Below are 21,074 nucleotides of genomic sequence, written 5' to 3' on the forward strand. Positions count from 1 at the left end.
AGATAGAGCAGGGAAGGATGAGACCGCCGTCGACTGTGAACGCTCACACTGTAGATGTCAATGGGATGGCTGCCGGCGTGGAAGTCCGAGCTCTCGCTCGTCCACGCGTGCGCCCTCGCGCCCGAGCGGCGGGCAGGGGCCGGGAGCCTGCTGCCAGAAGCCAATGACCGCGGTTCGGCGCTGAGCGCTCTTGACGCGCCGCTCCGGATGAGCCTTGCCCGCGGCTTCTCTCCTGGCTCGAGGGCCCCGCGGTCCCGTCGACAGGAGTTGACATCGTCTGTGTGAACGTTCACAGTGTCTGCCTCACGCGGAGGACGCGCCTCGTGGAACGCTGGCGGTGGGGGTGAAGCCGCTCCTGGGTATTCGGACGACAGACAAATCTGCTTCCGCTCGAAGCACGCCGTGCCCGGGTCGGTTCGTTCGCTCTCCCGGCTCGCAGCGGCGGCGGCACGGGCCTGTCGGACAGCGATCCTCAAGCCGGAACGAGCGGGGCCGCCGCGATCAGCAGCTAGCGAGGTGGTGTCGCGATGAGTCAAATTGCATTGGGCCTGAGAGTTCTCTTCACTTTGGGCGTGGCCGTGGGGCTGTCGGCTTGCTCGTCGGAGCCGGATCCCGTCGACCCCGGCGCTGGTGGGTCTTCTGGCACCTCCACGAGCGGCGGCTCCACCTCGGGATCGACGTCTGCGGGATCGACGTCTGCGGGATCGACGTCTGCGGGATCGACGTCCGCGGGATCGACGTCCGCGGGATCGACGTCGGGCGGAGGAGCCGATGGGGGCGGGGGCGCGGGCACGGGCGGCGACTCGGCCGGTGGCGGCGGTTCGACGGGGGCCGGCGACGCCGGCTCGATGGGCTGCGGCAACGCCGCGACGCGCCCCGACCCGCGCGCCCAGCAGACGCTGACGGTCGGCGGCGTGACGCGCTACTTCCTGATGTACGTGCCGGAGAACTACGACCCGAGCACGCCGCTGCCGCTGATCTTCGGCATCCACGGCCTGAACATGAACAACGTGTGGGCCGCGCACGACGACAGCGGATTCCAGCTCATCCGGGAGACGAACAACCAGGCGTTGCTCATCTATCCGCAGGGGTTGCCGGCGAACGGGCAATCCAGGCCCCCGAGCAACCAGTCGCAGTGGGGTGACGCAGACTCCAACTGGGGCGGTCCGCCGCCGAACGCCAACGCGGCGCGCATGTCGGCCGACCTGGCGTTCTTCGATGCCATGCTCGAGCACGCCAAGACGAACTACTGCGTGGATACGAAGCGCATCTTCGCTGTCGGGTTCAGCCAGGGGGGCTTCATGACGAACACGCTGGGCTGCGAGCGCTCTTCCGTGTTCCGCGGGCTCGCCCCGGTCGCCGGGTGGGGCCCCAACGGATCCCAGCCCACGTGCAGCGACGCGAGCGCGGCGCACGCGCTGATCCAGACGCAAGGCACCACCGACGGGACGGTGACCCCCGCGCTCGGACAGTCCACCCGCGACTTCTGGCGCGGCCGGAACGGCTGCCAGGCGACGACGACGCCGTCGAGCTTCGGCGATGGGTGCGTCGAGTATCAAGGCTGCACCGACGGCCTGCCGCTCGTGTACTGCACGCACCCCGGCGGTCACTCCGTGCCGTCCGGCACGGGCGGGCGAGCCTGGCGGTTCTTCCAGTCGCTCAAGTGAGCCCCGCAGGCCGCGTCGCGGCCAGCCCCGCAGGCCGCGTCGCGGCCAGCCCCGCAGGCCGCGTCGCGGCCGGTTGATCCCGGCGCGAGCCCGGGGTGCAATCGCGCCCCCCCGCGATGCGCCAGATCCTCCACATCGACATGGACGCGTTCTTCGCGTCGGTCGAGCAGCTCGACGACCCGTCGCTGCGGGGCCGCCCCGTCCTCGTCGGCGGGGCCTCGCGGCGCGGCGTCGTCGCGGCCGCCTCGTACGAGGCGCGCCCGTACGGCGCCCGCTCGGCGATGCCGATGGCCGAGGCGATCCGCCGCTGCCCCGAGGCGGTCGTCGTGCCGGTGCGGCACGCCCGCTACGCCGAGGTGAGCGCGCAGGTCTTCGCGATCTTCCGCCGGTTCACGCCGCTCGTGGAGGGGCTGTCGCTCGACGAGGCGTTCCTCGACGTGACCGCGAGCCGCGCGCTCTTCGGCGACGGCGAGGCGATCGCGGCGCAGATCAAGCGCGCCATCCAGGGCGAGCTCGGCCTCACCGCCTCGGCCGGGGTCGCGCCCTGCAAGTTCGCCGCGAAGATCGCGAGCGACCTGCGGAAGCCCGACGGCCTCGTCGTCGTCCCCGGCGACGTCGCCGCCTTCCTCGCGCCGCTGCCGCTCGAGCGCATGTGGGGCGTGGGCCCGCGCGCGGCCGAGCGCCTCCGCGACGCGGGGCTCGCGACCATCGGCGACCTCGCGCGCTGCGCGGCGCCGCGCCTGCACGAGCTCCTCGGCCCCGCGTGGGGCGAGCACGTGCGGCTCCTCGCCGCCGGGGTCGACGAGCGCGAGGTCGTCCCGGGCCGCAAGGCCGAGTCGGTCGGCGCGGAGGAGACGGTCGAGGAGGACCTCCTCGGCAGGGCGCCGATCGAGCGCTGGCTGCTCGAGCTGTCGGCCCGCGTGGCGCGGCGCCTGCTCAAGGCGGGGCTGTCGTGCCGCGCGGTGACGGTGAAGCTCAAGTACGCGGACTTCACGCTGCGGACCCGCCAGACGAAGCTGACCGAGCCGGTCGGCGACACCGACTCGATCTACGCAACGGCGAAGGGGCTCCTCTCGCGCTTCGACCTGTCGCGGCCCGTGCGGCTCGTCGGCGTCGCCGCGGGCGACCTGACAGGCCAGACCGAGAGCCCGACCCTCAGCCTCTTCCCTGTCGCTTCCGAGCGCCGCCGCCGCCTGGAGGGCGTCGTGGCGGACGTGGCCGAGCGCTTCGGCGGAAAAGGGCTGACGCGCGCGGCCCTGCTGGAACCGGCGCGACAGCCGCGCTCGCACGAGCTCTCGCGCGACGGCGGCGCGCTCACAGGACCGCGCGGCGGCGCCGTCACGGGACCGCGCGGCGGCGCGCGGGAGAGGAAGTGATCGACGCGCGGGCCGCGGCGCGCCCGCGCGAGCGCGTTGCGGATCCTGCGGAGCGCTCGTGTAGAGTGGAACGATGGCAAGGATCGTCGACCCCCGATGCCCTCGATGCGGCGCCCCGCTGCCGGTCCAGCCGGGGATGGACACCGTCACCTGCCAGTACTGCGGCGCGCGATCGCTGATCGACCGCGGCAGGAAGCCGACCACCGCGCAGGTCCCGCAGGGGATGCACGTCGTCCGGGTCGCCCCGCCGTCCGGCAACGCCGCGGTGGTCACCGTGATGGCGGCCGTCGCCGGCATGGTCACGGCCTCCGCGATCGCCGGCTTCCTCGCGTTTGGCCCGTCGGGCGCCTCCGGCGCCGGGGCTCGGCCGCTCCTCGGCGCGGGACCCGGCACGTACTTCGACGATCGGCCGATGATCGCGGACGTGAACGGCGACGGGGCGCCGGACGTGATCGGCAAGAGCAGCATACCCGGGCGCGAGGCGTGGATCGGGGCCTACGACGGCCGCGATGGGAAGCCCATCTGGAAGACGGCGGCCCTCGCCAAGGACGCGACGACGCCCGAGGCGCGGCGCGCGGTGGTCCTCGACCGGGTGGTCTCGGTCGACGCGCTGGGCAAGGCGCAGGCCTACGATCTGCGCACCGGGAAGCCGTCGTGGTCGGTGCCGCTCGGGGAGAAGGCAAAGCGGGTGTGCCAGGGCGACGGCGTCGTCGTCGTCGAGACGGTCGACGACGCGAAGCACGGGCTGGACCCGGCGAGCGGCGCGCGGCGCGCGCTCGCGAAGGACGCGGCGTGCAAGCCGGTCCCGAGCTCGAACGAGGGGGAAGCGCCCGGCTATCAGCTCGTCAACTCGTCCAGGTTCGACGCGCTCGGGCTGCCCCGCGTGTACGGGGGGGTCGAGGGCATGACGGCGCACCACGCGCTCGTCCCGAACGGGCCCGGGCCGCGGTTCCTGCTCGGCAGCCGCAGCAAGGGCAGCCAGGTCGGCATGGCGGCCGCGGTGGAGAAGACAAAGGTCCTGTGGAAGACGGTGGTGCCCGGCGTCGACCCGCTCACGACGAGCACCTCGGGTGTCGACGAGGCCGCCTACGAGGGCGGGCACCTCGTCGTCCCTTACGACATGAAGGACCACGGCGAAGGCACGCGCCTCGCCTGCTTCGACGGCGCCACCGGCAAGCGGCTCTGGGACGTGCAGATCCACAAGCGATCGCAGGTCTCGCACGGGATATCGACGTCGGCGAACGACGTCTTCTACGCCACGTGGACGGCGCTCTACGTGTTCTCGCTGAGGACGGGGGAGCTCAGGTACATGATCGGCACCGAGTTCTGAGCGCCGCGCGGCGCGCTCACGGGTCGGCGACCTTCAGGAGCTGCTTGCCCACGTTGGCGCTGGTGAACAGGCGGTTGAGCGTCGCCGGCGCCTTCTCGAGGCCCTCCTGGACATCGACGCGATTCTTGATCTTGCCCGAGCTCACCCAGGCGCCGAGATCGGAGATCGCCCCGCCGAGGCGATCGAAGTAATCGCTGACGATGAACCCCTCCATCCGGCCGCGCCGGACGAGCAGGTTCAGGTAGTTCCTTGGGCCCGCCGGCAGCTCGGATGCGTTGTAGTCGCCGATGGCGCCGCAGAGGACGACCCTCCCGCGCATCGCGAGCTCGGCGAGCGCGGCGTCCAGGATCGCGCCGCCCACGTTATCGAAGTAGACGTCGATGGCCGAAGGGCAGAGCGCGTGGAGCCGGGCCGCGACGTCCTCCGACCGGTAGTCGATGGCGGCGTCGAAGCCGAGCTCACGCGTCAGCCACGCGCACTTCTCGGGGCCGCCCGCGATCCCGATCGTCCGGCAGCCCTTGAGCTTCGCGATCTGACCCACCATCATCCCGGTCGCCCCGGCGGCGCCGGAGACGACGACCGTCTCTCCCTGCTGGACGCGGCCGACGTCGAGAAGGCCGAAGTAGGCGGTCAGCCCCGTGACGCCGAAGACGCTGAGCGCCAGCTCGGGCGAGAGGCCGGGCGGCAGCTTCACCGCCGGGACCAGGGCGGCCTTGCCCGACGCCACCACCGCGTGGTCCTGCCAGCCGAGCATGCCCTGGACGAGGTCGCCCGGGGCGAACTCGGGGTTGTTCGAGCGCACCACCTTGCCGACACCGAAGGCGCGGACGACATCGCCGATCGGGATCGCCGGCATGTACGAGTCACGGTCGAGCCAGATCCGCTGCGTTGGATCGACCGACAGGTACAGCGTGCGGACGAGGATCTCGCCATCCGCCTTCGGCTCCGGGATGGGCTCCTCGCCGAACGTGAAATCGCTGTCCTTGATCAGGCCGACAGGCCGACTGGCAAGCCGCCAGCACCGATTCACGTCGCTCTTCATGATGTCTTCTCCTCGGGGGGGCGACGACGGTACCAGCGCATACCGAGCAGGGCAACCTGCCGAGGCCGTAGGCAAGCGCGCGGGCGCGTGCTAGGGTCGAACCCGACACCTCACCCGCGTCGCCCCTGAGCACGCCTCGCTGAAGCGGTTCGTATGAGAAAGATCGTCTATGAAGTCGCCGTGACGCTCGACAACTTCATATCGCATGAGGACGGCTCGGTGGACGGCTTCATGATGCAAGGTGATCACGCCACGGACTACGTCGAGCGCCTCAAGGGCTACGACACCGTCTTGATGGGGAGAAAGACGTACACGTGGGGCTATGACCACGGCCTCGTCGCGGGGAAGCGAGCGTACCCGCACATGGAACACCACATCTTCTCGCGGAGCCTTCGCTTCGACGAGGGCGCGGAGGTCCACGTCGTCGATCGCGACGAGCTCGCGGTCGTCAAGCAGCTCAAGGAGCGCGACGGGGCGGACATCTATCTCTGCGGGGGCGGCGCGCTCGCCGGCTTCCTCCTTGACAACGGGCTCGTCGACCAGGTCGTCCTCAAGCTGAACCCCATCGTCTTCGGCCATGGGGTGCGGCTCTTCGGCGGCAGCACCAGGAAGGTCGCGCTCGCGCTCCTGGAGTCGAGGCCCTACGCGAACGGCGTGGTCCTCCTCAAGTATGACGTGAAGTACGGGGGCGCGGCGTGAGCGACCGCACGCCGTGGTGTTCGAGGGCGAGCTCGACCCGCCCTTGATGCGACTCGACCCCACCACGGCGCCCTCGTCGGCGGGCGCTGAGCCCCGCGCCGCCGCGCGATCTCGTTGAACGACGCCGCCGCGGTCGCGGCGTCATCGCGCCATGATCGAGCCTCCCTGACGCTCGGGCGCTGGCGCCGGCAGGCGCGCCGCACCCGGCTCATCTCCACAGGTGGTCCGATGTGGCTGGTGCACGTGTAGTGGCGCCAGCGTCGGTGTTCGCCAGGTGCGCTGAGCTACTGAAGACAGATTCGCGTGCCCAGGCTGTTGAGAAGCTCCTCTGTCCAGGATAACGTCGTGCGTGTGGGGCTGGCGCCGAGGAACTCGGGCACGGTGGGCGCCGCCACGGCGAACGGCGGCTGCGGTGCGCGGCCCCGCGGAGCTTATCGAAGGAGGGGCTGGCATGAGAACAGTTCATTCACTGGCGGTGTACGGGCTCTTGACCGGCGTGTTCGCCCTGACGGGTTGTGGTGGCGATGACAGCTCCGGCAGCGGCGGCGGGGGCGCCTCCAGCTCCAGCACGTCGTCGGGCTTGGCAGGCGGGACCGGAAGCTCGACGAGCACGGGGTCTGCCGGCGGCGGCACGGGCGGAGGCGTCGTGGACCCGGGCGAGACGTGCCCTGGTTGCGCGCGGCTCTCCATCCCGTTCACGACAGCGGGCCAGTTGACGCAGTACTTCATCGAGTTCGCCGAGCCGGTCGACCTGACCGGCGCCACCGTCACGTTCCGCGTGAGGAACTACGCCGGCACGGGCGGCAACGTCGAGCCGTTCGTGCAAAACGGGGCCGAGCTGACGTGGGCGAACATCGGTTTCACACGGAATCCGATCGCCGACCTCGACGGGTGGACGGACCTCACGATCGACGTCGATACCGCGGCCGCGGCGTCTCCCAACTTCGACCGCACGGTGGTGAAGTTCATCGGGGTTCAGGTCACGGCGGGTGAGACGGGGCCCTGGACCAACCCGACCGTCATCCACGTCGACTCCATCACCGTCACGAGGCCCGCCGGCGCGAGCGGCGCTCGCAAGGCCGGGGGCACGACCAGCAACTTCGGAGACGGCGGCGCCGGCGGCACGAGCGGCGAAGGCGGCGCGGGCGGCGCCGGAGGAACAGGCGGCGCGGGCGGCGCCGGGGGAACGAGCGGCGAGGGCGGCGCAGGCGGCGCCGGAGGAACAGGCGGCGATGGCACCGGAGGCGGCGCGGGCGGCGACGCGACCGGCGGAGGCGGCGCGGGCGGCGACGCGACCGGCGGAGGCGGCGCGGGCGGCGACGCGACCGGCGGAGGCGGCGCGGGCGGCGACGCGACCGGCGGAGGCGGCGCGGGCGGCGACGCGACCGGCGGAGGCGGCGCGGGCGGCGGCGACGGCGGCGCGGGCGGCGGCGAAGGCGGCGGCTCCAGCGTCGACGTGGTTGACGTGGTGGGACCGTTCGAGTTCACCACCAGCGTGGAGCCGATGGTGATCAACATCTTCTACATGCCCGTGTCAGGCTCGACGCTGCTCCACATCCCCGAGTGATCCCGGGGCGCGCGAGGATGCTGCGCCCGGGCTCGCGTCGACCCGGGATCGCGTAGACTCGCGCGCCCTCGTCATGTCGTCGGTCAAGCGGAATCCCTGGCTCATCTGCGCCTACTACGGCGTGCACTCGACGATGTTCCCGACGGCGGTCTTCCCGCTGTTCTGGACGAGGGACATCGGGATGAGCGTGGCCACGATGATGAGCGTTCAGGCGTTCTTCAGCCTGAGCATCGCGCTGTTCGAGTTCCCCTCGGGCTACATCGCCGATCGCCTCGGCCATCGCCGCGCGCTCGTGCTCGGCAGCGGCGCCATCCTGGTCGGCTGGGTTCTCTACGCGCTCGCGCGCGGGCTCTTGTCGGTGCTGGCGGCGGAGCTCGTGCTCGGCGTGGGGTACTCGCTCATCTCGGGGGCGGACGCCGCGCTGCTCTACGACTCGCTGCGCGAGCAGGGCAGGGAGGACGAGTTCGCCCGCTGGTACGGCCGCATGCGGTCCGCGGCGCAGATCTCCTCGGCGGCCGCCGCGCTGCTCGCGGGCTTTCTCTACGCGCGCTGGTCGCGCCTGCCGTTCGTGATGGAGATCGGCTGCTGGGCGATCGCGCTCGGGATCGCCCTGCGCTTCGGCGAGACCCGGCGCGCGCCGCCGCGGGTCGACGACCACCTCGGCCGCATGCGCGCCATCGTGCGCGACGCGCTGCTCCGGCGCGCCGACCTGCGCGCCGTCCTGCTGCTCGGCGTGGCGTTCGCGCTCGCGGCGTACCTGCCGACCTGGCTCATGGCGCTGTACGCGACAGAGGCCGGCGCCGACGTCGCGTGGATCGGCCCCATGTGGGCGATCGCGAGCATCACCACCGCGCTCGGCGCCATGGTGAGCGAGGCCGCCGGCCGCCGCCTCGGCATGACGGGGACGCTCGTCGCGTGCCTCGCCCTCGTGGCGGCCGGATACCTCGGCCTCGCGCTCTCCCATCACGCGCTCGGGTTCGCGTTCTATTTCCTGCTCACGTTCGTGCGGGGGCTGCACATGCCGCTGCTCCACCACGAGGAGCAGCGCCTCGCGCCCGACGACGACCGCGCGAGCTGCGTCTCGCTGCGCAGCTTCCTGTTCCGCATCGCCTTCGTGCTGCTCGGGCCGGTGGTGGGCATGGGCGTCGACCGCCACGGGCACCGCCCCGTGCTGTGGGTCGCCGGCGCGCTCATGGTGGCGCTCACGCTCCTCTCGCTCGGCCTCTTCCGCGCCCACGCGGCGCGCGCGTCGACCCAGGCCGACACGGCATGACCGGGGCCGGCCGCGGGCCGGGCGCACCGGGCGGCCTGCGGGGCCGTCGTGCATCGCGCGGGGCGGGGCGGAATGCTACGGCGTCGGCCATGAAGAAGGTTGCGCGGGAGGAAGAGGCGGACCGGATCCTCCAGTTCGTCGGCGGATCCTGGGATGTCATGCACGGCGTCCTGGAGCGGCAGTTCGCCGTCCTCCATAACCGCGCTCAGGTGCTGATTGGCCTCTGCGGCATCGTCATCACGACGACCGGCTTCTCGGGCCGCCTCATCGCGGGCACCAGCCGCGCCGCGCAGGGGTTGATCATCGCCGGCGTCGCGATCGTGCTATTCTCCGCCACCTTGATCGTGTGGGGGGTGCAGCATATCCGCTGGCTCACCCAGCAGCCGGGCGGCGACATGCGGGAATGGCTCCTCGTCTCGCTCGCCTACCGCGACCGCAAGACCACGATTTACCGCGTCGCCATCGCGTTCTTGCTGGTGGGCCTGTCGTTCTATGTTGTCGCGATCGCCATGATGCTGCTCGACCCCACGGCGGCGCCGTCGTCCGGCGGCCGCTGAGCTGGGGACCGCGATCGAGGCCCGACGCACGGCACGGCGCCGGCTTCGGCGGCCGCGTCGGCCTCGGCGGAACAGCCTCTCGGGCAGGCGCTTGCCTGAGGCGAAATGCGCCACGCGCGCGCCCCGCGGCGGCGCGATGGGCGCAGGACGCACCGCGCGGGGCGCGCGGTTCCCGGCGAGGTCCAGCCGGCACGGTGCGTGCTTTGATTCGATGAGACCGTGAGCCACTGAGTTGATGGACAACCGCGAGCCGCCCCCGCCGCGCGGGAGGCTTCGGTCTCAGCGAGGGTGATTGCCATGCACGACATCGGTTTTGATGCTGTCGAGAACGACCTCCATCCGCGCCGCCGTGGCGACGCGCCGCTGCCCGCGGGCGTCCCCCCGCACGCCTCCGGCCTCGCCAAGGCCGCTGCGGGAGCCCTCGCAGGGGCCGCGGCGGGCGCGGCGGTGGGCGCGATCGCCGGCCCGCCCGGGGCCGTCGCCGGCTCGGTGATCGGCACCCTGGTCGGGACGGTCGCGGAGGTGGTCGTCTCGCGCGATCGGCAGCGGGAGGCGCAGCGGGACGCCGCGCTCGACGCGGAGATCGGCGTTGTCGGCGGGGACATCGGCGCGGCGCCGCCCGGCCAGCCCGCCGCGCAGCGCGGCGCCTTCTCCGCGCCCGCCGCCGGGATCGCCGGGGCCGTCGACGTCGGGGCCGGTCCCGCCGGCGGCCCGATGCAGAACGTCGAGCAGCTCTGAGCGCTCGCCCCCTTGCGCAGGCCTGCGCGCTCGCTCTCCCGCGCAGGTCTGCGCGCTCGCTCTCCCGCGCAGGTCTGCGCGCTCGCTCTCCCGCGCAGCTCGACCTGCGCGCCCTGCCGCGCGACGCCCGGGCCCTGAATCCCGATCTGTCCTCCTGCGCCGGTGCTTCAGCCGCTCTCCCACGCTGGCAGCGGGGCCGACGAACGATGATCGCCCGGTGCGCCGGGCGCCTCGTGGAAACATTCACCTGCACCGTTGAGAAAGTTCCGGCTTCGGGATAACGTCGCGCCCGCGCGGCGGGTTCGGAGAGAGCTCCGGTACGACAAGAGCAGGTACGGCGAACGGCAATCTCAGCCGCGCGACCCTTCGTGGGACAGATAGAGAGGATGCGATGAGATCAGTTCTTTCTTTGGCGATGTATGGATTGCTGGTCGGCGCGTTCGCCATGGCGGGTTGCGGCGACGACGACGGCGGCGGCAGCGGCGGCGCCGGTGGAACCGGCGGCGGGAGCACCTCCTCCAGCTCCAGCACGTCGCCGAGCTCGACGACCAGCTCGGCCACCACGGGGTCCGGCGGCGAGGGCGGTCAAGGCGGCGAGGGCGGCCAGGGCGGCGAGGGCGGCCTGGGCGGCGGCGGCAGCACGAACGAAGGCGGCGGCGGGGGCGATACGACCCCGCCGGACATCGGCCCCGGCGAGGACGAGAGCTGCTCCGGTTGCGCCCGGCTGGCCGTGCCGCTCACCGAGGCCGGCACAGGGACGCTGTTCCAGTTCGACTTCCCGGAGCTCGTCGACCTGACCGGCGCCACCGTCACGTTCCGTGTGAAGGCTCACGCTGCCACCGGCGGTGGCGTGCAGACGTACGTGCAGAACGGCGGTGATCAGAACTGGGTCGGCGTCCCCTGGGCGTGGACGGACCTCAGCGAACTCGGCAAGTGGACGGACCTCACCATCGACGTCGACACCGCCGCTGCGGGGGACGCGGCGTTCGTGAGCTCGGCGGTGAGGCGCATCGGCATCAAGGTCGACGCTGGTACGGCGGGGCCCTGGGCCAACCCGACCGTCGTCTACGTCGACTCCATCACCGTCACGAGGTCCGGCGGCACGAGCGGCGAGGGCGGCGCGGGCGGCGCGACCGGCACGGGCGGCGCGCCCGGTGACGGCGGAGCCGGTGGCGCGAGCGGCGAGGGCGGCGCGACCGGCACGGGCGGCGCCACCGGTGAGGGCGGCGCCGGCGGCGCGAGCGGCGAGGGCGGCGCGACCGGCACGGGCGGCGCCACCGGCGAGGGCGGCGCTGGCGGCACGAGCGGCGAGGGCGGCGCGACCGGCACGGGCGGCGCGGGCGGCACGAGCGGCGACGGCGGCGCGGGCGGCACGAGCGGCGGCGAGGGCGGCGCGGGCGGCACGAGCGGCGGCGAGGGCGGCGCCGGCGGCGCGAGCGGCGAGGTGGACCATGTGGTCGGCCCGTTCCTGTTCACGGACGGCCTGGATGGATTCCTGCTCGGCGACTACCTGCCGGTGGTGGGATCGCGGCTGGATCACCTCGGCGAGTGAGCCAGGAGGGCCTGCGGCGCTCGTTCTCGCGCGGCTGCGCGGAGCGAGCGCCCGGCCCGCCGTCGGGCCCGCGCGCGGCGGCGACTGGCCAGAGCGACAAACGGGTTGAACCCGCCTGAAACGAGCAGAATTTCGAACCGCCAAGGCGCCAAGGACGCCAAGATATTGTCGTCTTCTTGGCGTCCTCGGCGTCTTGGCGGTTCATTTCTCGCTCGCTCAACGTGATCGCTGTTCTAGCGGATCGGCGGCGGCTCGAAGAGGAGCCCGCCGAAGAGCAGATACGCGATCAGCAGCGTCCAGATCAGGTTGACCACCTGCGCGGCCACGAAGGCGAGCGCCGGGCGGCCGCCGTCCATCTTCAGCAGCGAGCCGAAGCGCGTCTCCAGGCCGATCGAGGTGAACGCGAGGGCGAACCACGCGGTGCGCAGGCCGCCGAGGGGCGCCTTCGTGTCCTTGACGACGCCGGGGTCGACGAGGAACGAGAAGAGGAGCGACGTGGCGAGGAACCCGAGCACGAACTTGGGGAATCGCTCCCAGATCATGCGCCCGCTCGGGCGGGGCTCGCCCTCGCGCGCCTTGCGCATCGTCCACCAGAGCGAGAGGGAGAACGCGGCGACGCCGAGGAGGACGTTCTGGGAGAACTTGACGATGGTGCCGGCCTTGAGCGCGCGCTCGCTGATGAGGGCGCCCGCCGCCACGACGGAGCCGGTCGTGTCGAGCGTCCCGCCGAGCCACGCGCCGCCGACGAGATCGGGGATGTCGAGCGCCTTCACCAGCCAGGGCTGGAGGAAGATCATCGGGAGGGCGACGAGCAGGACGAGCGACGTGACGTACGACAGCTTCCTGCGGTCGCCCTGGATCGCGCCGCACGCCGCGATCGCCGCGGAGACGCCGCAGATCGACACCGCGGTCGAGAGCATCACCGCGAACTCGTCGTCGACGCGCAGGCGGCGCGCGAGCCAGAAGCAGGCATACCAGACGACGACGACGACGAGCAGCGACTGCAGCATGCCGAGGGCGCCGGCCTCCAGGATCTCCTGGAACAGGATGTTCGCGCCGAGGATGACGAGGCCTGTCTTGATGTAGAACTCGGTCTGCACCGCCTCGCGGAGCCAGCCGGGCACGCCGACGACATTGCTGACGAAGAGCCCGAGCAGCAGGGCGAAGATGACGTATTCGATGCCGTAGTGATGGACGGCGGCGTTGCCGGCGAGCACCTGCGCGAGCCAGCTCAGCGCGTAGACGACAGGGAAGCCGAGCGCGTGGCGCGGGAGGTCGCGGCCGAGGAGCGCGACGCCGACCGCGGAGATGGCGAGCAGGACGAGGCCGATCTGGAGGGTGGCGAGGAGGTTCGCCGGGGAGAGGACGGTGGCCGTCAGCTCGGCGGCGCTGCCCCACTTGAGCTTCGGCAGCGCGGGCCGGAGGCCGGCGAGCACGGGGAGCAGCGTCAGGGCGCCGAGGATGACGGCGATCCAGTCCTCGTTGCGCCAGAAGGGCAGGGGCGCGGCGGGGGGGCGGTCGTCCGGTGCGGCGGGCGCATCCGGGGCGGGCGCTGGTTGGGTCGTCATGGGCCGCGACGGTATCGAAGGTCGGGGCAGGGGGGCCACTGGACGCGCGACGCGCTGTAATGACGCACTGGAACGATGCGCTGGAATGACGCGCCGAGATGTCGTCAACTACCGCCGTCCGACCGGAGGCGCTGGCCGCCGAGGTCGCCAAGGTCCGCATGATCCGAACCGTCCACACGACCCGCTACGTCACCCCGCTCCGCGAGGGCGGCTCGCTGCCGGCCATCGTCGAGGCGGACGACGACGGGCTCTACGTCGTGAAGCTCCGCGGCGCCGGCCAGGGGCCCAGGGCGCTCATCGCGGAGCTCGTCGCCGGCGAGATCGGCCGCGCGCTCGGCCTGCCCGTGCCGGAGATCGTCTTCATCGAGCTCGATCCGGAGTTCGGGCGCGCCGAGCCGGACCCGGAGCTCTCGGACCTGCTCTCCGCGAGCGCCGGCCTGAACCTCGCGCTCGACTACCTGCCCGGGTCGCTCGCGTTCCAGCCGCTCGCCGGCGCCGAGCTCGACCCGGCGCTCGCGTCGGCCGTCGTCTGGTTCGACGCCTTCGTGAGCAACGTCGACAGGACGCCCAAGAACCCGAACCTGCTCCTGTGGCACCGCCGCCTCTGGCTCATCGACCATGGCGCGGCGCTCTACGTCCACCACGCCTGGACCGACGCGACCGACCCGCTCGCCGACGCGCCCGACAGGTTCCCCCTCATCAAGAGCCACGTGCTGCTCCCGTTCGCCCGCGACATCGCCGCGGCCGACGCCGCGCTCAGCGCCCGGCTCACGCCCGCGCGGATCGCGGAGATCGTCGCCGCGATCCCGGACGCGTGGCTCGTCGAGCCGGAGCCGCCGGTCCGGCTCGTCGGGGAGCGGCGCGCGTCGGCGTTCTACAGCCTCGTCGACGGCGAGGCGCCGACGCCCTCCGCCGCGCCGAGCGCCGACGCGCGGCGCGCGCAGTACGTCGCGTACCTCACCCACCGCCTCGCGTCGCCGCGGGGCTTCGTCGAGGAGGCGCTCGATGCCCGCGCCCGACGATAGCCCGCGGCGCGACGCCGCCGACGCCTTCGACTACGCCGTGCTGCGCGTGGTCCCGCGCGTGGAGCGCGGCGAGCGCGTCAACGTCGGGGTCGTCCTCTTCTGCCGCGCGCGGGGCTTCCTCGAGGCGCGGTGCGAGCCCGACGAGCGGCGCCTCCTCGCCCTGTGGCCCGCGCTCGACCTCGAGGCGGTCCGCGGCCACCTCGACTTCCTCCGCCGCGTCTGCGCGGGCGACGCGGCGTGCGGCCACGTCGCCGGGCTCCCCCAGGCCGAGCGCTTCGGCTGGGTTGTCTCCCCGGCGAGCACCATCGTCCAGCCCTCGCGCGTCCACGCCGGCCTCTGCGCCGACCCGGCCGCGGCGCTCGAGCGGCTGCTCGCCGCGCTGGTGCGGCCGGGCTGAGCGGCGCCCGCGCTCGGTCCTGCGATCAGGCCCGCGATCAGTGGCCGTCCTTGTCGCGGCCCAGCGCCTTCTTCACCGCGGTCACGACGCCCAGCACGATCGCGCCGGCGACGATGCCGACAACGGCGTTGGCCAGCGACGGCACGAACGCGCCGAGCACCGGGCCGGCGCCCGCTGTCATGCCCTCGATGTGGTGGTGCAGCATCGGCACGCCGTGCGTGAGGATGCCGCCGCCGACGAGGAACATCGCCGCCGTGCCGGCGACCGACAGGGCCTTCATCAGCCAGGGCGCCGCCTTCAGGATGCCGCGGCCGAGCGACTGCTGCGCCGCGCTGCGCTGGCGGCTCAGGTGGAGGCCGGCGTCGTCGAGCTTGACGATGCCGGCGACGAGGCCGTAGACGCCGACGGTCATGAGCAGGGCGATGCCGGTGAGCACGGCGACCTGCGTGCCGAAGCCCTTGTCCGCCACGGTGCCGAGCGTGATCGCGATGATCTCGGCCGACAGGATGAAGTCGGTGCGCACCGCGCCCTTGATCTTGTCCCTCTCGAACGCGACGAGGTCGATCTTCGGGTCGGTGATCGCCTGCACGCGCTCGGCGTGGTGGGCCGCGTCCTCGTCCTCTGTGTGCAGCAGCTTGTGGGCGACCTTCTCGAACCCCTCGTAACAGAGGAAGGCGCCGCCGAGCATCAGCAGCGGGGTGATCGCCACGGGCACGAGGGCGCTGATCGCCAGCGCCGCCGGCACCAGGATGGCCTTGTTGAGCAGCGAGCCCTTGGCCACGGCCAGCACGACCGGCAGCTCGCGGTCGGCGGTGACGCCCGTCACCTGCTGGGCGTTCAGCGCCAGGTCGTCGCCCAGCACGCCGGCGGTCTTCTTGGCGGCCACCTTGGTCAGCACGGCCACGTCGTCCAGCACGGTGGCGATGTCGTCGATCAGGGCGAGCAGGCTGCTTCCGGCCATGGAGTGAGGTCCTCGTCGATGGGATGGGGTAGATGACGTCGCCGCGGCGCCCGCGTCGTCCGGCGATGCCGCGGCCCCCATGCTAGCGGGCGCCGGCCGCCGCCCGAAGATCCTGGGCGTCCACGTCGACCGGCGAGCCTAGCACGCGCCGCCGACGCGGCGCCGTGAAACGCAGCCCGCCCGACCGGCCCTGACGAGGGATTGGACACTGTCCAACGCCTTGGCGCGCGATCCGACACGATGGACAGCCCGGTTTACCTTCAACGCATCTGGACGTCAGCACGGGCGTCGGCCGGCCGCTTCCCCGAGGGATGCGCGCTGGCGACGGGCGGAGCCGGCGCCGGCGGAGCGGCGCCTCGCCGCGTGACGCGTGACGTTCGGGCGCAGGCGTCAGACGCAAACGTCGTTGGAGGAGGCCATCATGAGGATAGGCATATTGCTGGGCAGCACGAGGACCGGGAGGCAGTCGCACAAGGTCGCGCAGCACCTGGAGAGGGAGCTCCAGAAGAGGGGCATCGCCACGGATCTCATCGATCTGGCCGAGAGCCCGCTGCCGATCCTGGACGAGCGCGCCAGCCGGCACCCGCAGCTCCAGGCGAGGGTCCATGGCCTGAGCGCGCGCCTCCGCGAGGCGGATGGGCTCGTGTTCGTGACGCCGGAGTACCACGGCAGCTTCTCCGGCGTGCTGAAGAACGCCCTGGACTACTTCTGGGAGGAGTTCGGCAAGAAGCCGATCGGCGTGGCCGCTGTCTCGGCGGGGAAGCTCGGGGGCATCAACGCGTCGACCCAGCTCCAGCACGTGATCCTGAGCCTCGGCGCCTTCCCTGTACCAACGAAGCTGCTCGTCCCGGAGGTCCACAACGCGTTCGACGAGTCGCTCGAGGCGAAGGGCGAGCACATCGTCAAGTCGACCGAGCGGTTCCTCGACGAGTACCTGTGGTTCGCCCGCGCGATCGTCGGCGCGAAGCGCGCCGCGTCGGAGGAGGCAGCCTAGCGACGGAGGCGCGGTCGCGGCGGAGGCGTCCTGGTGAGGCCGACCGGGCGCCGCGCCGCTCAGGCGCTCTCCTCGATGCCCGACGGGTCCTCCAGCCCCGGCGGCTCTTCCAGGCTGATGCGCCCGAGCCGGCCGGCGCGGAAGTCGTGGACGAGGATGTCCGACGCCTTGTGCAGGTCGACCGCCCCGCCGCTGCGCAGGCAGCCGCGGCGGCGGCCGATCTCCTCGATCAGCGCGGCGGCCGTCTCCGGCAGCTCCGCCAGCTTGTACCGGGCGGCGAGGAGCTCCGGATAGCGCCGCAGGAAGTACCCCGCCGCGAAGAGGGCGACGCTCTGGTAATCGATGGCCGTGTCCGGGATCGCCCCGCCCACGGCCAGGCGGAACGAGGCCGCCTCGTCATCGATCTTGGGCCAGAGGATCCCCGGGTTGTCGGAGATGGCCATGCCGCTCTTCAGGGTGACGAGCTGCTGGCTCTTCGTGACCGCGGGCTCGTCGCCGACCTTGGCCACCTTGCGCTCCATGAGCGTGTTGATGAGCGTCGATTTGCCGACGTTGGGGATGCCGACGATCATCGCCCGCACCACCTTGCCAGGGCCGTTCTTGGGCGGCACGAGGCGCTTGCAGAGCTCCGGGATCCGGCGCCGCGCCTCGGACGACTGGCTCGCGGCGATCGCGATCGCGAGCACCTGGCCGCCGGGCGGCGACCCGCTGGACGGCGCCGGGTGCTCCGCCTCGAGGTGGCGGAGCCACGCCTTCGTGACGGCCGGGTCGGCGAGATCGCTCTTGTTCAGCACCTTGATGCACGGCTTCTGGCCGCGCAGCTCGGCCACGACGGGGTTCTCGCTGGCCCGCGGCATGCGGGCGTCGAGCACCTCGATGATGACGTCCTGCGACGGCATCGACTCGGCGATCGCCCGCCGAGCCTTCGTCATGTGGCCGGGATACCATTGAATCGACATCGGTCGCCTGTCGCGTCGCTCTCTACCACGCCCCGAGGATCACGCCCCGAGGATCAGGCGCAGCCGTCCGGGCCGCAGGCCGCGCCCTCGGCGAACGCCGGGTCGGGCTCGTCGGCCGCCTCGTCCCACGCCCGCTGGAGCACGCCGAGGAGCGCCTCCGCCGGCTGCGCGCCGGAGACGCCGTACCGCCCGCCGAACGCGAAGAAGGGGACGCCCGTGACGCCGATCGCGCGCGCCTCGGCCTCGTCGGCCCGCACCTCGGCCGCGAACGCGTCGCCCGCGAGCGCCGCGCGGACCTCCGCCGGGTCGAGCCCCGCCTCGCCGGCGAGGCGCGCGAGCACCTCCGGCTCGCCGATCGCCTCGCCCTCGGTCATGTAGGCCCGGAGCAGCCGCTCCTTCACCGCGTCCTGCACGCCGCGCTCCGCCGCGAGGTGCAGCACGCGGTGCGCGTCGAAGGTGTTGCCGGGCCGGACCTTCTCGAAGTGGAAGTCGAGCCCGTCCGCCGCGGCCACGTCGGTCATCTGCCGGATCATCCCCTCCGCCCTGGCGACGGACGTGCCGTACTTCCTGGCGAGCCGCGCGGCGTAGGAGACCTCCGCGTCGAGCACGCGCTTCGCCGTCGGGTCCAGCTCGAACGCGCGCCACGCGATCTCGACCGCGTCCCGGTGCGGGAACCTGGCGAGCGCGGCCTCGAGCCGGCGCTTGCCGACGTAGCACCAGGGGCACGCGATGTCGGACCAGATGTCGATGCGGAGCTTCTTCACGGCGGTCATCGTAGGCCGCCGCGGCGCCGCCGGCCAGGCGCGTTCGCCGCCCGCGACCTGGCGCCGCCTTCGAGGCGGCGCGGCTCACCCGGGCTTCGCGACGCCCATGAGCGCGGAGAGGCTCAGCCGCTGGCGGCCCGAGGCGTCGAAGTTCGACGGGTCGAGCCAGCGCTCGAACGCCGCCTTCGCCGCGGGCCACTCGCCGTCGATGATCGCGTGCCACGCGGTGTCGCGGCTCCGCCCCTTGTACACCGTGGCCTGCCGGAACACGCCCTCGAAGCGGAACCCGAGCCGCGCCGCCGCCGCGCGCGAGCCGGCGTTGAGCGCGTCGCACTTCCACTCGTACCGCCGGTAGCCGAGCTCGTCGAACGCGCGCCGCATCATCAGGTACATCGCCTCGGTCGCGGCCGGCGTCCTCTGGAGCCGCGGTGAATAGTGGAGGTGCCCGACCTCGATGACGCCGTTCTTGGGGTCGATCCGCAGGTAGCTCGCGACGCCGACCGCCCGCCCCGTCGCCGCGTCGACGATCGCGTGGAACAGGGGATCGTCGCCCCGGCACGTGGCGTCCATCCAGGCGCGGTAGTCCTTCAGGGTCGCGAACGGCCCATAGGGCAGGTACGTCCAGCTTCGCCCGTCGGCGTCCAGCAGGTCGGCCTCGTGGAGGTCCGCCGCGTGCCGCTCCGGGTCGAGCGGCTCGACGCGGCAGGTCCGGCCGATCAGCGGATCGCGCGGCGGCAAGGGCCGCGGCGTCCAGCCGGGGAGGGGGCGGCCGATGGGCTGCCCCAGGGGATTGCTGTGCTCCATGCGATTCAGTCTCCGTCGGGTCGTTCGTTCGCGCGGCGCGCGCCGCCGCCGCAGCGGGCGCCGTCTGCAGCGGCCCTCAGGGCGATCCGAGGGTCGCCGCCACCTTGTCCTCGATGCCGGCCCACGACGCAGGCCGATCCTTCGTCGAGTAGGCCTGGAGGACCACCTCCTTGTCCCCGAGCACGACGATGGTGCTCACCACCTGGACCCCGTTCGGGAGCTCGTTCCTGACGCTCACCGCGGGCCTTCCGCCCAGCGTGACGCGCGTCGCCGGGCCCTTCGCGACGGCGCCGGCCGGCCGCCGCTCGTCGAGCGTCCTGCGCTCCTGCTCGAGCAGCTCGTCGAGCTGGTCGGGCGGCACCTCGCCCGGGAGCGGGAAGATCGCGAGCTGGAACATGACGGTCGTCTCGGGCAGCCGCCCGTAGGTGTAGAAGCGGACGCCCTCCAGATCCTCCACGGCCGCGGCCTCGACGGCCGCCTGCGGCAGGTCCAGCGCGACGCCCGTGTCGCCGACCGCGGTGCGCGTGAGCGCCGGCGGCGCGGCGAGCTCCCAGGGGCGGCCGGCGGCGAGCGCCACGACGACGGACAGCGCCATCGCCGCGGCCGTGAGCGCGGCCGCCGCCGAGAGGAGCGGGCGCGGCCTCGGCTCTGCGTCGGTCGGCCGCGCGCGCTGCTCGACCGGCGTGAGGCCCCGGGGCAGGACGGTGACGACGAGCGCGAAGCCGACGACGCCGCCGCCGAGGTGCGCGAGCAGGTCGACGCCGGGCTGGAAGCTGTACGCGAGGTTGAGCCCGAGCGGCCACCACGCGCGGCTGCGCATCTGCGCGATCATCGCGGGGGGCAGGAGCCCGTGCGGCCGGAGCGCGACGCCGATGCCGGCCAGCATGAGGCCCCAGATCGCGCCCGAGGCGCCGACGCTCCACCGGTCGTCCAGGAGGTTGCTCGCGAGCGACCCGCCGAGCGCCGAGGCGCCGTAGAGCAGGAGGTAGCGCCGCGGGCCGAAGAGCGCCTCGAGCATCGGGCCGAACGACCAGAGCGCCAGCATGTTGACGAACAGGTGCACCGGATCGGCGTGGAGGAAGGCGGAGGCGAGGAGCCGGTACACCTCGCCGCGGCGCACCGCCTCGCCGCTGTTCGCGCCCATGCGCCACAGCGCCATCTCGTGCGTGCCGGAGCCGAAGGCGTAGCTCACGGCGAGGAGCGCGGCGCACGCGATCACGATCACCGCGGTGACGCGGCGGCTGCCCGTCAGCCGGTCGACGATCGCGCGCTCCGTCTGCGCCAGCGCCCGCCCCTCCGCGAGCGCCCCCGCGAGCGCCTCGGGCCCGAGCGGGGCGGCGTCGGCGAGGCGCGCGGCGGCCTCGTCGAGGGCCGGCAGCGCCGGTCCCTTGACGCGCGCGAGCGCGCCCGCCGCGTCGACGTGGTGGAAGCCCATCCGCACGGGCTGCACGAAGGGCGCCGCCCCGGCGAGCGCGGCCCGGCCCGCGGCGGCGCCGCCGCCCACGAGGACGAAGTGCGTCGGCGGCCCGCCGAGGCGCGCCGCCTTCACCAGCGGCGCGATCCGGGCGCGGAGCTGATCGGCCGGGGCGTCGTCGGCGGCCGTGACGAGCACGATCCGGAGGGGAGCCGTCCGCCCGGCGAGCTCCGAGACGCCCGCGTCGCTGCGGAGCAGCACGAGGTCGCCTCGCCCGTACAGCGCGGCGAGCAGGCGCTCGTGCCGATCCGCAGCGTCGTCCCCGGGCCCACGGTCCATGTGCGGAAGCTCCACCAAGCTGTCTTCTCCTCCTGCGGGCGGCCCTGG

The 21,074-nt window shown here is 72.9% G+C and carries 19 protein-coding genes; 12 read left to right on the plus strand and 7 right to left on the minus strand.

The window, feature by feature from the left end; all coding sequences use genetic code 11:
- The first annotated feature begins 848 nt into the window (after nt 1-848).
- The 3 genes from WMF24_RS07385 to WMF24_RS07395 all read left to right on the plus strand — a co-directional run bounded on the left by WMF24_RS07385 (nt 849) and on the right by WMF24_RS07395 (nt 4,373).
- On the plus strand, nt 849-1,667 hold the full coding sequence (locus WMF24_RS07385) for an alpha/beta hydrolase family esterase (RefSeq protein ID WP_437735655.1): 819 nt from the start codon (nt 849-851) through the stop codon (nt 1,665-1,667).
- Nucleotides 1,668-1,762: 95 nt separating this feature from the next.
- Nucleotides 1,763-3,043 carry a DNA polymerase IV gene (locus WMF24_RS07390; RefSeq protein WP_437735656.1) on the plus strand — a complete coding sequence of 427 codons (1,281 nt, stop codon included), beginning with the start codon at nt 1,763-1,765 and terminating at the stop codon, nt 3,041-3,043.
- A gap of 73 nt (nt 3,044-3,116) precedes the next feature.
- Complete coding sequence (locus WMF24_RS07395; RefSeq protein WP_437735657.1) at nt 3,117-4,373, plus strand: outer membrane protein assembly factor BamB family protein; 1,257 nt, start codon at nt 3,117-3,119, stop codon at nt 4,371-4,373.
- Between the two features lie 16 nt (nt 4,374-4,389).
- Here the strand turns inward: WMF24_RS07395 and WMF24_RS07400 are convergent, their stop codons facing one another.
- Nucleotides 4,390-5,415 (minus strand): NADP-dependent oxidoreductase, encoded by a 1,026-nt coding sequence (locus WMF24_RS07400; protein WP_437735658.1) that lies wholly within the window; start codon nt 5,413-5,415, stop codon nt 4,390-4,392.
- Nucleotides 5,416-5,568: 153 nt separating this feature from the next.
- Between WMF24_RS07400 and WMF24_RS07405 the strand changes: the two genes are divergently transcribed.
- The 6 genes from WMF24_RS07405 (at nt 5,569) to WMF24_RS07430 (ending at nt 11,801) form a co-directional block, all read left to right on the plus strand.
- Nucleotides 5,569-6,114: a dihydrofolate reductase family protein gene (locus tag WMF24_RS07405; protein ID WP_437735659.1), complete on the plus strand. Its 546-nt coding sequence runs from the start codon at nt 5,569-5,571 to the stop codon at nt 6,112-6,114.
- A 451-nt stretch (nt 6,115-6,565) separates the two neighbouring features.
- Nucleotides 6,566-7,681, plus strand: a complete 1,116-nt coding sequence (locus WMF24_RS07410; RefSeq protein ID WP_437735660.1) for a hypothetical protein — start codon at nt 6,566-6,568, stop codon at nt 7,679-7,681.
- Nucleotides 7,682-7,754: 73 nt separating this feature from the next.
- Nucleotides 7,755-8,954 carry an MFS transporter gene (locus WMF24_RS07415; protein WP_437735661.1) on the plus strand — a complete coding sequence of 400 codons (1,200 nt, stop codon included), beginning with the start codon at nt 7,755-7,757 and terminating at the stop codon, nt 8,952-8,954.
- 89 nt (nt 8,955-9,043) lie between these two features.
- Nucleotides 9,044-9,511: a hypothetical protein gene (locus tag WMF24_RS07420; RefSeq protein ID WP_437735662.1), complete on the plus strand. Its 468-nt coding sequence runs from the start codon at nt 9,044-9,046 to the stop codon at nt 9,509-9,511.
- 297 nt (nt 9,512-9,808) lie between these two features.
- Nucleotides 9,809-10,249 carry a hypothetical protein gene (locus tag WMF24_RS07425; protein ID WP_437735663.1) on the plus strand — a complete coding sequence of 147 codons (441 nt, stop codon included), beginning with the start codon at nt 9,809-9,811 and terminating at the stop codon, nt 10,247-10,249.
- Nucleotides 10,250-10,640: 391 nt separating this feature from the next.
- Nucleotides 10,641-11,801 (plus strand): hypothetical protein, encoded by a 1,161-nt coding sequence (locus tag WMF24_RS07430; protein ID WP_437735664.1) that lies wholly within the window; start codon nt 10,641-10,643, stop codon nt 11,799-11,801.
- 233 nt (nt 11,802-12,034) lie between these two features.
- On the opposite strand, the gene WMF24_RS07435 is transcribed toward WMF24_RS07430, so the two are convergent.
- A complete protein-coding gene (locus WMF24_RS07435) occupies nt 12,035-13,369 on the minus strand; it encodes a YeiH family protein (RefSeq protein ID WP_437735665.1) in 1,335 nt (444 codons plus the stop codon).
- A gap of 158 nt (nt 13,370-13,527) precedes the next feature.
- Here WMF24_RS07435 and WMF24_RS07440 point away from each other — a divergent pair, with 158 nt between their 5' ends.
- Nucleotides 13,528-14,394 (plus strand): HipA family kinase, encoded by an 867-nt coding sequence (locus WMF24_RS07440; protein ID WP_437738776.1) that lies wholly within the window; start codon nt 13,528-13,530, stop codon nt 14,392-14,394.
- A complete protein-coding gene (locus tag WMF24_RS07445) occupies nt 14,375-14,791 on the plus strand; it encodes a DUF3037 domain-containing protein (RefSeq protein WP_437735666.1) in 417 nt (138 codons plus the stop codon). The genes WMF24_RS07440 and WMF24_RS07445 overlap by 20 nt, the downstream gene beginning before the upstream one ends.
- 37 nt (nt 14,792-14,828) lie before the next feature.
- Here the strand turns inward: WMF24_RS07445 and WMF24_RS07450 are convergent, their stop codons facing one another.
- Nucleotides 14,829-15,752, minus strand: coding sequence for a DUF808 domain-containing protein (locus tag WMF24_RS07450; protein WP_437735667.1), 924 nt, complete (start codon nt 15,750-15,752; stop codon nt 14,829-14,831).
- 421 nt (nt 15,753-16,173) lie between these two features.
- Between WMF24_RS07450 and WMF24_RS07455 the strand changes: the two genes are divergently transcribed.
- Entirely contained in the window at nt 16,174-16,746 is a 573-nt protein-coding gene (locus WMF24_RS07455; RefSeq protein ID WP_437735668.1) for an NADPH-dependent FMN reductase, read from the plus strand.
- A gap of 59 nt (nt 16,747-16,805) precedes the next feature.
- Here the strand turns inward: WMF24_RS07455 and ylqF are convergent, their stop codons facing one another.
- From ylqF to WMF24_RS07475, 4 genes are all read right to left on the minus strand, one after another.
- Entirely contained in the window at nt 16,806-17,705 is a 900-nt protein-coding gene (gene ylqF, locus WMF24_RS07460) for a ribosome biogenesis GTPase YlqF (protein ID WP_437735669.1), read from the minus strand.
- 53 nt (nt 17,706-17,758) lie between these two features.
- Nucleotides 17,759-18,469 (minus strand): DsbA family oxidoreductase, encoded by a 711-nt coding sequence (locus tag WMF24_RS07465; RefSeq protein WP_437735670.1) that lies wholly within the window; start codon nt 18,467-18,469, stop codon nt 17,759-17,761.
- A gap of 84 nt (nt 18,470-18,553) precedes the next feature.
- Nucleotides 18,554-19,273, minus strand: coding sequence for a GNAT family N-acetyltransferase (locus WMF24_RS07470; RefSeq protein WP_437735671.1), 720 nt, complete (start codon nt 19,271-19,273; stop codon nt 18,554-18,556).
- 76 nt (nt 19,274-19,349) lie between these two features.
- A complete protein-coding gene (locus WMF24_RS07475) occupies nt 19,350-21,026 on the minus strand; it encodes a rhomboid family intramembrane serine protease (protein WP_437735672.1) in 1,677 nt (558 codons plus the stop codon).
- Nucleotides 21,027-21,074: the final 48 nt, after the last annotated feature.

This window comes from Sorangium sp. So ce1335, from assembly GCF_051521615.1.
Taxonomy (GTDB): domain Bacteria; phylum Myxococcota_A; class Polyangia; order Polyangiales; family Polyangiaceae; genus Sorangium.